The sequence below is a fragment of the Erysipelatoclostridium sp. An173 genome (genome assembly GCF_002160495.1).
GTDB lineage: Bacteria > Bacillota_I > Bacilli_A > Erysipelotrichales > Coprobacillaceae > Thomasclavelia > Thomasclavelia merdavium.
In genome coordinates this window covers 1-12,622 of the sequence record NZ_NFKR01000025.1, presented here as the reverse complement: position 1 = coordinate 12,622, position 12,622 = coordinate 1, and the positions used below count along the sequence as shown (strand labels likewise).

Here is a 12,622-nt window from a genome sequence, read left to right as displayed (position 1 = left end):
CAAAAGTCAATGTTTTTACTAAAATATCAGTTGTTTTTTACTTCTTTATTTAGTTTAAAACAATAATTTAGTTACTAAAGTTTTACTCACAAAAAAAGTATTTTAGAATCACCTAAAATACTTTTATAAATCATTAAAATAAATTTTCTTCAATTAGCTTACTAAAAACTAATGATTAGCAGCTATAAACTCACTAAGCATAAAATCAATTGTTTTCAAAGCAATCTGTTTTTGATTATCTTGACACATAGATAACTGAACTGCCATCTTTTGTAATTCGATTTTATAATTATCATTTAAATCAGCATAAATTATATTATCTAACGAAATATTCAACTCTTTAACGATTGCTAGTACAACCTCAAAAGAAGCATTGATCTTACCACTTTCAATATTAGCAATATGCCGTCTAGAAATTCCTGTTTTATCTGCTAAATCCTGTTGGGTTAGATTACGTTCTTTTCTTTCCTTTCTAATTGTTTTTCCTAATACTTCGGTTATTTTTTTTGCCATATAAATCACCTCAACCATTTTTATTTACCAATTAATCACAAATAAACGAATTATTTTTCATTATAAACAATTAATCAACTTTATAATAGCATAATGTTTTGAATTTGTTATTATTTTGTGATTATTTATTTAAAAATCACCGATTTATAACCACAATGAAAAAAAGATTTAAAACTACTGTTTTAAATCTTGATGATACTTGCCAAATTCTATACAAATATTTATAAAATCATTAATTATCGTTGAAACGTTTTTACGATAATGATAAATAACATGATACTGTCGTTTTATTTGTAAATCTGGAACTATAACTTCTTTAATACTACCTTGTTTTAAAGCTGATTTTACTAACATATATGGCAAACAAGCAATTCCCAAGCCATATTCAACATTTTTTATAATAGCTTGACTACTAATACTTTCCATCGCAAAGTTAATTGGAATCTGCTTAGTTTGAAAAACACTTTTTAATAATGTATTAACAGAACTACCTTTTTCTCTTGTAAAGAAAGGATATTTAACCAAAGTAGATAAATCAATATTATTCTTATTTAATAATTGATGGTCTTTACTAGCTATTACTGTTAGATAATCAGTCATAAATGGAATTTTAATAACATTATTACTTTCAGGCTGTGATTCGATAATTGCAATATCTAATTTATTTTCTAAAATCTGTTTTTCTAAAACTTTAGTATTATTAACATAAGTTATTATTTTCAATTCTGGATAATGGTCTTGTAAAGATTTTATGACATTGGGTAAAACATAGTGACTATTAGTAATACTGCTACCAATTTTAATAACTCCATTCTCTTTGCAATTTTCCATTTCTTTTTCCATTTGTTCAAATAAATCAACAATACTAATGGCATATTCATACAATCGATCAGCATGAAAAGTTGGATATATTTTTCGATTCATCCGATCAAATAAAGTGATTTGATAATGATTTTCAATTTCCTTAATTACTAGACTAACTGCTGGTTGTGCTAGATGTAATTGATTAGCTGCTTTAGTAATACTTTTTTGTTCATATACTTTAATAAATATCATCAAATGTCTTAACGTCATATTTACACCTCTATACATAATTATTTTATTATCTATATTATATAATAATATTATTTTACTTATATATCAATTAACTATATAATATTTTCGGAGGTACTAATATGTCTAATAACACAGCTAAAAAATTAAGTACATTATTTTTTTCAACGCTCTATCTTAGTGCTTTTACATTTGGCGGGGGCTATGTAATTGTAACTTTGATGCAAAAAAAGTTTGTTAAAGAATATCATTGGATTGATGAAGATGAAATGCTGGATCTAATCGCAATTGCTCAATCAGCACCTGGAGCAATTGCTGTAAATGGAGCAATTGTTGTTGGGTATAAAATTGCTAAAATTCCTGGCGTAATTATTAGCGTTATTGCAACTATCATCCCACCATTTTTGATAATCTCAATTATTTCCTTGTTTTATAATGCTTTTAAAGAAAATCAAGTAGTTGCCTTAATGCTTGAAGGGATGCAAGCTGGGGTTGGTGCAGTTATATGTGCCGTAGTAATCGAAATGGCTACAGGTATTTTAAAAGAGAAAAATCCTTTATATGCAATAATAATGGTTATTGCATTCATTGCAAATTACTTTTTTAATGTCAGTGTTATTCTTATTATTATTTGCTGTATCCTTTTTGGTCTTTTCTATACTCTTTATAAAGAAAGAAGGTTACCACAATGATTTTATGGCAATTATTTTTAAGCTTTATTCAAATCGGGACCTTTAGCTTTGGTGGCGGTTATGCCACAATGCCCTTGATTCAAAACCAGGTAATTGATTTATATCATTGGTTAAGTTTTAGCGAATTTACAGATTTAATAACAATTTCTCAAATGACTCCTGGACCAATCGCAATAAATTCAGCTACTTTTGTTGGCATCAAAATTGCAGGAATTCCTGGTGCTATAGTAGCTACTGTTGGCTGCATTTTACCATCATGTATTTTAGTTACAGTTATTGCTTATTTTTATTTAAAATATCGTCATTTACAGTTATTACAAAACATTTTAAAGTATTTACGTCCTGCAGTTGTATCTTTGATCGCTACTGCTGGAATTTCTATTTTAATTTCAGCTTTTTTCAATAATAATGATCTTAGTCAAATTAAAATACAAATGATTATTATTTTTGGTATTTGTATATATTTACTATTAGTAAAAAAAGCTAATCCAATCTATGTAATGGTTTTAGCAGGAATTTTAAATGTTAGTCAGTTTTATTTATTAAGCTATATTCTTTAAAAAAACGCTATTTGCGTTTTTTTATATTATCAATTTTAATTCACTTGTTAATTTAAAACCAATAGCTTTACCTGCCTTTACAAAAGCTTCATCAATATTTTGTAGTGGTAATTTGGCGCTTTCAATATTAGAACAATTTAAAATAAGTGCAAATTGCAATTGATTCACTTTAGAAAAAACGTCATTGCTTTTTAAATTCTCATTAATAACCTGCTTTAAAAGAAGATGTCCTTTTTCTATATCGGCCTCTTCTTTTTCTTTTACTAGTGTTAGCAAAGCTAAAACCTGAGGCTGCATCGTTTGTTGTACCATTCTGCAAGTATATTGATAAACGCTTTTAAAAAGATCATAATCTAAATACAGCGCATTTTTATTATCGTCATGATTAAGATAATTATCTAATTGATCGATATTCATTGATAAAAGTGATTGTTTATTTAAAACAAGATTATAAATAATTTTTAAATTTTGACTTACTTCTAGACCATATTTACTATGGTAGTAATCAACGACCCAATGATAAAAAGATAAGGCTTCATTATAATTACCACAGTTATAATAGGCATTTAGTTTAATTTCATAAAACATCATGTCATCAATATTTTTATTACAAATATCTAATATTTCTTTATTCATTTTATATTGGTTTAAAACTGTTATTGTATCATCAATAGCATCAATAACTTTTTGTTTTATAGATTTATTAAGTTCAAATACCCAGCTACTATAATTAAAATCCGGTAATATTTCCCCTTGATAACGACTAACCATCTCTAAACAAAACTGATATTTTCTAATTGGGTCATTTTCTAATTTTATTTTTTTACTTAACCTGATTATCGGCTCATAATCAACCTGACATTTAATTTCTAAGTTCCAATAATAACTCCGCCCTTTAGCTTTAATACAATCAACGGGAAAGTCAAATAACATTCTCATTTCTTTTCTAACTCGATAAACTAGATTTCTAAGTGCTCCTTCGGGTTTATCAGCATCACCATTAGGCCAAAGTAAAGTTATTAATTGTTGATTATTAATCGCTAAATTCCGGTTTAAAATCAAATATATAAGTAATAACTCAACTTGAGCACTGCGCTTTTTTTCCTGGGGAAATTCACTTGTTTTATTATAAATTTTTAACTTACCAAAGGTATTGACTTTAAGGATTTGTTTTTTTACCATTTTTACCGCCTCAATCACAAAATTATATCATATAACATATTATATAACCGATTTATAACCAAAACAATATAATTCAATGGTTATCTAATAATTTTGTGATAAAACAATCATAACCATTTCCTTGATTTCTATAACAAATCTTTAAATTATAAAAAAAACATGAACCTAGTTAGTTCATGTTCGCTAAATTATCATAATCGTCTTTCTACTATTTTAGGATTAGTAGCATACATCAATGCTGTTTCCTTAGAAATTTTTCCTTGTTTATATAATTCAATTATTGCTTCATCCATTGTAATCATTCCAAGCTGGCGACTATTAGAAATAGTACTATCAATCTGATGGGTTTTACCATCTCGAATTAAAGTTCTGATTGCCTGATTACAAATCATAATTTCAAAAGCCGGTATCATTTTACCATCAACACCAGGTAATAATTGTTGACAAATAACGGCATTTAAAACCATTGCCAGCTGCACTCTAATTTGCTGCTGTTGGGATGCTGGAAAAACGTCAATCATACGATCAATTGTATTAGCAGCACCTACTGTATGTAAACTTGAAAAAATCAAATGACCGGTTTCAGCCGCTGTTATGGCAATATCGATTGTCTCTAAATCTCTCATTTCACCAACTAGTATAACCTCTGGTGCTTCTCTTAGCGCTGCTTTTAATGCTGCAACATAATTTTTAGTATCGTGAAAGACCTCACGTTGTGAAACAATACTTTTATTATGAGAATGCAAGTATTCTATCGGATCTTCAATTGTAATAATATGCGTATTTCGTTTTTGATTAATTTGATCAATAATACAAGCAAGTGTCGTTGATTTGCCACTACCTGCTGGTCCAGTAACTAAAATCATTCCTTTCTTTTGATTGGCAAGATCACAAACAATTTCTGGAATGTGCATTTTTTTAGGATCCGGCAATTCAAAGCGAACGATTCTTAAAACTGCTGCACAAGAATTACGCTGCCGGTAAGCATTTACTCTAAATCGCCCAATATTAGGAAGTGAAAATGAAAAATCATCATCACCGCTAGCCAAAAAATTACTAAAGTCACGATTATTAGCTAATTGATAGATATCTTTAATCATTTTTTCAGTGTCTAAAGGCATTAAACGAGTATCATTATACTTAATTATTTTACCAGCAACTTTAATTGCACATGGTGATCCAGCAACAATGAAAATATCCGAAGCATTCCTTGTTACAATCTCTTTTAATAACTCTTTTATATCCATCTTATTCCTCCAGATTAATCGTTTTTAAACCTATAAGCTGTAATTCACTATTTTGAATATTAAATGATAATTGTAGAATCTGATTTTGATTAATTTTTTCTTCCATTAAATAAAGATTAGTATCTTCTTGATAGATAACATCAGGATTAGTATTTAGACCATTTAAGTCAAGTTGATAAAAGCGTTTTAACAAACTGCTTTCGCTTTGATAATATTCACTTATAAACTCAGCCTGTCTAATTGTTGATTGATAATAAGAATTGCATCGTAAATATGACAATATTGCCAATATACACATTACCAAAATAACAAAAATCATAAAAATACTAATTGCCCCAATACTTAAGCGGATTGATTGTTTATTTTTATTCATACTACTTTCCTTTTAAAACAAATGGTAATTCACTAATTAATTGATCATCACTTTTTATAATTACTTTTCCGCTTAAAAAATCATCTTCAAATTCCACAATTACATTTCCACCCTGGTAATAGTTTTCATTAACTTTTTTTAGTCCAAATATTTCTTCAATATCACTTTGATAATCTGCTTGTAAGGTTTCTACAATACTTTGAGCTTTTAACATATCATTTTGAAGCTGTGTTGTTTGAACCTGTTTATTTTTAGCTTTTACTATAAAAGAAGCACACACAGTTGTAGAAGCGGCAAAAAAGAGAATTACAATAATTATTTCCATTAAAAATGCAAATGAATGAACTTTAGTTTTCATAACTGCCCCCTATCCATGTACATTAATACTAATTTGTTTTTGCAAATCATTTTTTTCAACAACAAATTTAAATAACCGATTATTTTTTTCAATATAAAAATTATCTAATAAAAATAACTTGTCGCCTTTTTTTAAATCAACTGAATAATCATTAGTTATATATAATTCTTTTAAATAACCATCATCAAAGTAAATATATGTTTTAGTTTGATCCGTTTTTATTTGTAAACAAATAATGTTATCAACTATTACTGTATCAATTGCATTACTATTATCAGCAGCTTTTATTTTTGTATTTAAATAAGCTAAAGACATGATTAAATCATCTTCATTTTGACAAGTCTGATTTATCATCTGATATCCCCGTATTTCATAAGCAATAACAAAAAACGAACCAATTACAAATAATAAAAACAACGATAATGAAAAAATTATATGAACATTTTGATGCTTATTCATAATTTTGCTCCTTTTGCCACACTTTAATAAATGGTTCTAAATTAGCTCCTTCATAATAATAAACAACCTGATATTGCTCATCATTTAAAAGTAAACCATAATTTTCCTTTAAATACTCGATATCAGGAGGATAACGTCCTTCAATACTGTAACATTTTAAACATAACTGACTAATTGTATCTTCAATTCGCTTTAAATCTACACTTTGAGAATAATTTAAAGCCTGATTAAAACTAGTAACTATCACTCCTAAAAGAACAATAACAATGATAAACTTAATAATATTCCGCATACATATTTACCTATATCGAAGCCATGATACTAATTAAAGGCAACATAACTGATATTAAAACAACACCAACTATCAATGATAAAAAAGCAACAATTAAAGGTTCAATAATATTTAAAAAACGTCCAATAGCCTCACTGACTTCATCTTGAAAATGATTAGCGAGCATCGTCATAATCTCATCAATTTGACCAGTTTTAAAACCAATTTGAATCATACTTAATGGCATTCCCTGATATATTTGGTATCGTTTGATTACAGTGACAAAATCTTCGCCATTAGCTAAATCTTGATTACAATTAACTAGTTTTTCCTGTAATTTAACATTATCAATCAGCTTATCAACATATTTCATTGCCTCTTCAAGATCATAGCCACTTCCCACAAATAAAGATAGAGCATAAGTAATTTGTGCTTTATTTAACGAATCTGATAGTTTAGAACCAAAAAATGATTTTTGCATCAAACTAGATACTATATTAATGCCCTTTGCTTTTTGATAAAAATACACTCCAACAATAATAAAAACTAAAATAAGCAAAATTATAAAACATATTAATGAAAATATTTGTCCAAATTCCATAAAAATATTGGCAAAACTAGTTAAATCACTACCTAAACTTCGCAAAACACTTTTAAATACTGGTAAAACTTTAAATACAATCACACCAACAACAACTACCATCATTATTAGTAAAATAATTGGAAAAACCAGGGCTTGTTTTAATTTATCAGTAATATCATCAATTCTAAAATAATAATCACTTAATGAAGCCATTACTGTATCCATGTTACCGCTTGTCTCACCAATATTAACTAAATTAATCATATATTCATCAAATGCTTCATTTGCTTTAAGGGCATCACTAAAGCTACATCCTTCATCTATACTAGCAACTAGATTTTCTAAAACATTTTTAATATTACTATTATCAATTTCTTCACCAATCATCATAATTCCTTGGTGTAGACTAAATCCTGATTTTAAGATCATTGCCATCTCTCTACAAAACAAGTATTTTTCATTCACTGTCAACTTCATCTAATCTCCCCTTTAATAATATAATGTTTGAACATATTGACCATCATAATCATATTTAGAACTAGCAAAAGTAGGATCCATGATCGTCCACGTTTTTTTATCAATAAAAATATCTGGATTTACCCAGCCTTGACCTTCTAAATATACCTCAACCCAGGCATGATATTCATCACGATCAGTTCCCCCACAAATTAATCGTGCAGGAATATGATTAATTCTGAGCATTGCAACCATCATTGATGCATAATCAAAACAAATGCCTTTTTTTTCTTTAATTAATGCTTCCAAATCAGGAATTAAATATTGCTGCTTAGCTAATTTAGCTTTATCTTTATCATAAGTTAAATAACCAGCAACAAATTCATAAATAGTTTTAATTCTCTGTAAATCATTTTCGTCATCTTTAACAACATCAACTGCAAGAGTAGTAATTGTATCACCAGGATGATAATTGATTAATATATTCGGATATAAAAAGGGACTTAATTCGTTTTTTAAAATAACATCTATTTCTACACTTTGCTTAATAGCATACTTAGTACCTTCAATATTCTCTAAAATCTTAATTACATATTTACCACTACCAAGTTGCAAAGGATAACTAGTACCTGTTAAACTCGTTAAATCATAATTATATTTAATTTCTCCTTTACTAATTTGAATTTTGATTTTTTGACTATTAGCTGCCTTTAATGTTGCAACTATATACCCTTCATTAACATTAGAATAGTCAACTGTAGCAACATCACTATCTAAAACTGCGATGTTAGATGCTTGTGGATATAAAATTTCATTTACTGTATAGCTGCTAGAAGCTGGATAGTCACTAGGATAATTATTTTTTTCACTAAAACATCCTACAAGAAGATAAGATAATATTGTGATAATTAATATGATTTTTTTTGACATTATCTAATCCTCCTCATTCCTAATTATACACTTATTTATAATTTAATAAAATAAAAACGCTTGAATTATCAAGTGTTTTTATAAAAAAATATAAATTGATATATTTTATATTTTGTGATTTAATTATGATAATAAAATAAATAAAAAACTGCAACAAAATTAGAGAATTTTAGTTACTCTAAAATGTTGCAGTTTTATAATATACATTAATGCTATTTTTGCTAATATAAACTTTTTACTATATTAATCCATTTCAATAGCACCAGTATATAACTGGTAATATTTACCTTTTTCTTTAATTAATGATTCATGGTTACCACGTTCAATAATACGTCCAGCTTCCAATACCATGATACAATCACTATTTTTAATAGTTGATAAACGATGGGCTATTACTAAAGTAGTTCTACCTTTCATTAATCCATCCATACCAGCTTGTACTAACGTTTCTGTACGAGTATCAATAGATGATGTTGCTTCATCTAAGATCAATGCTGGTGGATTAGCTACAGCTGCACGAGCGATAGCAATTAATTGGCGTTGCCCTTGTGATAAGTTAGCCCCATCACCAGTAAGCATTGTATTATATCCATCAGGTAAATGTCTAATGAACTGATCAGCGCTTGTTAATTTAGCAGCTGCAATACATTCTTCATCAGTAGCATCTAATTTACCATAACGGATATTATCCATAACTGTTCCAGTAAATAAGTGAGTATCTTGTAATACGACCCCTAAAGAACGTCTTAAATCAGCTTTTTTAATTAATTTTATATCGATACCATCATAAGTGATTGTACCTTTTTGAATTTCGTAAAAACGGTTGATTAAGTTTGTAATAGTAGTTTTACCAGCTCCAGTTGCCCCAACAAAGGCAATTTTTTCACCCGGATTAGCAAATACATTAACATCATGTAAAACCATGTGATCATCATTATACCCGAAATCAACATTTTCTAAACGAAGATCACCTTCCATTTTTACTAATTCAATTTGACCATCTGGCCGAGGATGACGCCATGCCCAATGTCCAGTATGTTCTTTTGTTTCTACCATTTGACCATCGACATATTTAACACGGCATAGTGTTACAATACCTTGATCAATTTCACTTTCTTGATCTAATAATTCAAAAATACGTTCTGCCCCTGCTTGAGCCATTGCAATAGAGTTAATCTGCATTGAAACTTGTCCAATTGGATTATTGAAGCTTCGATTCAATGTCATGAATGTTACTAATGTCCCAATAGTTAATGAACTATCATACCCAGATAAAGCTAAGATAGCCCCTACAATTGCACAAATGATATATGACATATTACCTACTTGAATGGTAACAGGCATTAAGACGTTTGCAAACTTATTGGCATTATATGAACTTTCACGTAACTCTTCATTTATTTTTCTAAATCCTTCAATTGCTTTTTCTTCATGATTAAAAACTTTAACAACTTTTTGACCAGAAATCATTTCTTCAATGTATCCGTTAACCTTACCTAAAGTTTCCTGCTGTTTGACGAAATAACGACTAGATAAACGTCCAACAGATCTAGAGATAAATAAAATTACACAAACCATTACAACACTAATTGCTGTTAATGTTAAATTCAATGTCAACATTGATACAAATACAGTGATAATTGTAATTAAACTAGATGTCAATTGTGGAATAGATTGACTGATTAATTGTCTTAATGTATCGATATCATTAGTATAAACAGACATGATATCACCGTGAGTTGTTTGATCAAAATAACGAATCGGTAAAGATTCCATATGTTCAAACATCTCAACACGAAGATTTCTTAAAAATCCTTGGGTTACATTAACCATAATTCGACTAAACGTAAATGAAAAGATAACCCCTGCTACAAAGAAACAAGCTAATTTAGTTAAAGCATTAGCTAAATCAGAAAAATCAGGAACAGCTTGTTTCATTAATGGTACGATATATCCATCAATTAAAGTTTGCATAAACATTGTACCTTGAACAGTACAAATAGCTTGTCCAATAATACAAATCAATACAATAACAATATGTATACCATATTGCTTAAATAATTTACTAAAAAGACGAAACATGACACTTTTATTTTTCATTATGCTTCCTCCTTCCCTTTAGTTTGGGTTTCATAAATCATTCGATAAATTTCATTAGTTTCTAATAATTCTTCATGTGGTGCAAAGGCATCAACAATACCATCATTTAAAACAATGATTCGGTCAGCACTTTGAACACTAGATATACGTTGAGAAATAATAATTTTTGTCGTATCTGGAATTCTTTCTTCAAATGATTGTTGAATACTTGCATCAGTTGCAGTATCAACAGCACTTGTTGAATCATCAAGAATCAAGATTTTTGGTTTTTTAAGTAATGCTCTGGCAATACATAAACGTTGCTTTTGTCCTCCAGATACGTTAGTTCCCCCTTGTTCAATATAAGTATTATATTTATCAGGGAATTTTTGAATAAATTCATCAGCACATGCTAAACGACATGCTTCTTCACATTCTTCTAAAGTTGCATTTTCATTACCCCATCTTAGATTTTGTAAGATTGTACCACTAAATAAAACATTATTTTGTAATACCACAGCAACTTCATTTCTTAATACTTCTAAATCGTATTTTCTAACATCTTGACCACCAACCAATACACTACCACGATCAACATCGTATAGACGGCTAATCAAGTTTACTAAACTACTTTTAGCACTACCAGTTCCCCCGATAATACCAATTGTTTCTCCAGATTTAATATGAAGATCAATATCTCTTAATACTGGTTCACCAGTTCCATGTTTATATGAAAATGTAACGTGATTAAAATCAACAGCACCATTTTCTACAGTAGTTAAGGCACTTTCAGGTGACACTAAGTCAGATTTTTCATTAATTACTTCAGCAATACGACGACCTGAAGCAATTGACATTGTAATCATAACAAATGCCATAGATAACATCATTAATGACATTAAAATATTCATAATGTAGCTAAATAAAGTTGTTAATTCACCAGTAGTTAAAGATCCGCCAACAACAGATTGAGCCCCTAACCATGATAAAAGAAAAATACATCCATAAACAGATAACATCATTGCTGGGTTATTTAATGCTAATACTGCTTCAGCTTTAACGAACAGTTTATAAATATTTTGAGCAGCTTTTTTAAATTTGTTATTTTCGTAATCTTCTCTTACAAATGATTTTACAGCTCTAATTGCTACAACGTTTTCTTGAACACTTTCATTTAAATCATCGTATTTAGGGAACACTTGATTAAAATAACGAGTAGCTGTAACCATAATGAAACCTAAAACAACAATTAAAAAGATCATTGCTCCTACGAAAATCAAACTTAAATCACCATTGATCATAAATGCCATTGTTAAGGCACAGATTAAGTTCATTGGTGCACGAATACACATACGAATAATCATTTGATAAGCCATTTGTACATTGGTAACATCTGTAGTTAAACGAGTAACTAAACCAGCTGTACTATATTTATCAATATTTGAAAACGAGAAGCTTTGAATATTAGTATACATTGCATCCCTCAAATTAGCAGCAAAACCAGTTGAAGCTTTAGCGGCATATTTACCAGCTAAAAAACCAGTCGATAATGTACCAATTGCAATAACAAACATGATTAAACCGTATTTATATACTGCATTGATATCGCGATTACTAATCCCATCATCAATAATATGAGCCATAAATAATGGAATTAAAATTTCCAGGATAACTTCAACAACAACAAAGAAAATTGTTAAAAGTGAATCCTTTTTATATTGTTTAATTTGTTTAAATAGTGTTTTTACCATATCCTAACTCCTCGTATAATATGTACGTAATCATTTAATGATTTTTATTAAATTCATTATTGATTGTACATTCTAATTTTAAGATAATAGTTTTGTTTTGAATGAAGGTTTTATT

At 28.6% G+C, this 12,622-nt stretch carries 14 protein-coding genes; 2 read left to right on the top strand and 12 right to left on the bottom strand.

The annotated features are described in order from the left end of the window. Positions 1-168: 168 nt before the first annotated feature. On the bottom strand, positions 169-513 hold the full coding sequence (locus B5F09_RS10415; RefSeq protein ID WP_158095182.1) for a helix-turn-helix domain-containing protein: 345 nt from the start codon (positions 511-513) through the stop codon (positions 169-171). A gap of 174 nt (positions 514-687) precedes the next feature. Then, positions 688-1,587 (bottom strand): LysR family transcriptional regulator, encoded by a 900-nt coding sequence (locus tag B5F09_RS10410; protein ID WP_087299126.1) that lies wholly within the window; start codon positions 1,585-1,587, stop codon positions 688-690. A gap of 101 nt (positions 1,588-1,688) precedes the next feature. On the opposite strand from B5F09_RS10410, the gene B5F09_RS10405 reads away from it, so the two are divergent. Both B5F09_RS10405 and B5F09_RS10400 read left to right on the top strand, forming a co-directional pair. Beyond that, entirely contained in the window at positions 1,689-2,258 is a 570-nt protein-coding gene (locus B5F09_RS10405) for a chromate transporter (protein WP_087299128.1), read from the top strand. Next, complete coding sequence (locus B5F09_RS10400) at positions 2,255-2,818, top strand: chromate transporter (RefSeq protein WP_087374035.1); 564 nt, start codon at positions 2,255-2,257, stop codon at positions 2,816-2,818. Before B5F09_RS10405 ends, B5F09_RS10400 begins: the two co-directional genes overlap by 4 nt. Positions 2,819-2,839: 21 nt before the next feature. Here B5F09_RS10400 and B5F09_RS10395 read toward each other — a convergent pair whose 3' ends face one another. From B5F09_RS10395 to B5F09_RS10350, 10 genes are all read right to left on the bottom strand, one after another. Continuing rightward, on the bottom strand, positions 2,840-4,000 hold the full coding sequence (locus tag B5F09_RS10395; protein ID WP_087374033.1) for a hypothetical protein: 1,161 nt from the start codon (positions 3,998-4,000) through the stop codon (positions 2,840-2,842). A 191-nt stretch (positions 4,001-4,191) separates the two neighbouring features. Next, a complete protein-coding gene (locus tag B5F09_RS10390) occupies positions 4,192-5,247 on the bottom strand; it encodes a type IV pilus twitching motility protein PilT (protein WP_087299134.1) in 1,056 nt (351 codons plus the stop codon). A 1-nt stretch (position 5,248) separates the two neighbouring features. Beyond that, complete coding sequence (locus B5F09_RS10385; protein WP_087374031.1) at positions 5,249-5,620, bottom strand: hypothetical protein; 372 nt, start codon at positions 5,618-5,620, stop codon at positions 5,249-5,251. 1 nt (position 5,621) lies between these two features. Beyond that, a complete protein-coding gene (locus B5F09_RS10380) occupies positions 5,622-5,978 on the bottom strand; it encodes a hypothetical protein (RefSeq protein ID WP_087374029.1) in 357 nt (118 codons plus the stop codon). A gap of 9 nt (positions 5,979-5,987) precedes the next feature. Further along, entirely contained in the window at positions 5,988-6,437 is a 450-nt protein-coding gene (locus B5F09_RS10375; protein ID WP_087374027.1) for a DUF4860 domain-containing protein, read from the bottom strand. Beyond that, on the bottom strand, positions 6,430-6,729 hold the full coding sequence (locus B5F09_RS10370) for a hypothetical protein (RefSeq protein ID WP_087374025.1): 300 nt from the start codon (positions 6,727-6,729) through the stop codon (positions 6,430-6,432). The genes B5F09_RS10375 and B5F09_RS10370 overlap by 8 nt, the downstream gene beginning before the upstream one ends. Positions 6,730-6,739: 10 nt before the next feature. Then, positions 6,740-7,768 (bottom strand): type II secretion system F family protein, encoded by a 1,029-nt coding sequence (locus B5F09_RS10365; RefSeq protein WP_087374023.1) that lies wholly within the window; start codon positions 7,766-7,768, stop codon positions 6,740-6,742. Between the two features lie 12 nt (positions 7,769-7,780). Further along, on the bottom strand, positions 7,781-8,677 hold the full coding sequence (locus B5F09_RS10360) for a transglutaminase family protein (RefSeq protein ID WP_087299146.1): 897 nt from the start codon (positions 8,675-8,677) through the stop codon (positions 7,781-7,783). Positions 8,678-8,920: 243 nt separating this feature from the next. Then, on the bottom strand, positions 8,921-10,777 hold the full coding sequence (locus tag B5F09_RS10355) for an ABC transporter ATP-binding protein (RefSeq protein ID WP_087299148.1): 1,857 nt from the start codon (positions 10,775-10,777) through the stop codon (positions 8,921-8,923). Beyond that, positions 10,777-12,507: an ABC transporter ATP-binding protein gene (locus tag B5F09_RS10350; RefSeq protein WP_087374021.1), complete on the bottom strand. Its 1,731-nt coding sequence runs from the start codon at positions 12,505-12,507 to the stop codon at positions 10,777-10,779. Before B5F09_RS10350 ends, B5F09_RS10355 begins: the two co-directional genes overlap by 1 nt. Between the last annotated feature and the right edge of the window lie 115 nt (positions 12,508-12,622).

What these genes read in the sequence shown, in the direction of transcription:
- B5F09_RS10405 (WP_087299128.1), top strand. Translation starts at nt 1,689, where the DNA reads ATGTCTAATAACACAGCTAAAAAATTAAGTACATTATTTTTTTCAACG.
- B5F09_RS10375 (WP_087374027.1), bottom strand. Translation starts at nt 6,437, where the DNA reads ATGAATAAGCATCAAAATGTTCATATAATTTTTTCATTATCGTTGTTT.
- B5F09_RS10370 (WP_087374025.1), bottom strand. Translation starts at nt 6,729, where the DNA reads ATGCGGAATATTATTAAGTTTATCATTGTTATTGTTCTTTTAGGAGTG.
- B5F09_RS10415 (WP_158095182.1), bottom strand. Translation starts at nt 513, where the DNA reads ATGGCAAAAAAAATAACCGAAGTATTAGGAAAAACAATTAGAAAGGAA.
- B5F09_RS10410 (WP_087299126.1), bottom strand. Translation starts at nt 1,587, where the DNA reads ATGACGTTAAGACATTTGATGATATTTATTAAAGTATATGAACAAAAA.
- B5F09_RS10400 (WP_087374035.1), top strand. Translation starts at nt 2,255, where the DNA reads ATGATTTTATGGCAATTATTTTTAAGCTTTATTCAAATCGGGACCTTT.
- B5F09_RS10350 (WP_087374021.1), bottom strand. Translation starts at nt 12,507, where the DNA reads ATGGTAAAAACACTATTTAAACAAATTAAACAATATAAAAAGGATTCA.
- B5F09_RS10355 (WP_087299148.1), bottom strand. Translation starts at nt 10,777, where the DNA reads ATGAAAAATAAAAGTGTCATGTTTCGTCTTTTTAGTAAATTATTTAAG.
- B5F09_RS10390 (WP_087299134.1), bottom strand. Translation starts at nt 5,247, where the DNA reads ATGGATATAAAAGAGTTATTAAAAGAGATTGTAACAAGGAATGCTTCG.
- B5F09_RS10365 (WP_087374023.1), bottom strand. Translation starts at nt 7,768, where the DNA reads ATGAAGTTGACAGTGAATGAAAAATACTTGTTTTGTAGAGAGATGGCA.
- B5F09_RS10395 (WP_087374033.1), bottom strand. Translation starts at nt 4,000, where the DNA reads ATGGTAAAAAAACAAATCCTTAAAGTCAATACCTTTGGTAAGTTAAAA.
- B5F09_RS10380 (WP_087374029.1), bottom strand. Translation starts at nt 5,978, where the DNA reads ATGAAAACTAAAGTTCATTCATTTGCATTTTTAATGGAAATAATTATT.
- B5F09_RS10360 (WP_087299146.1), bottom strand. Translation starts at nt 8,677, where the DNA reads ATGTCAAAAAAAATCATATTAATTATCACAATATTATCTTATCTTCTT.
- B5F09_RS10385 (WP_087374031.1), bottom strand. Translation starts at nt 5,620, where the DNA reads ATGAATAAAAATAAACAATCAATCCGCTTAAGTATTGGGGCAATTAGT.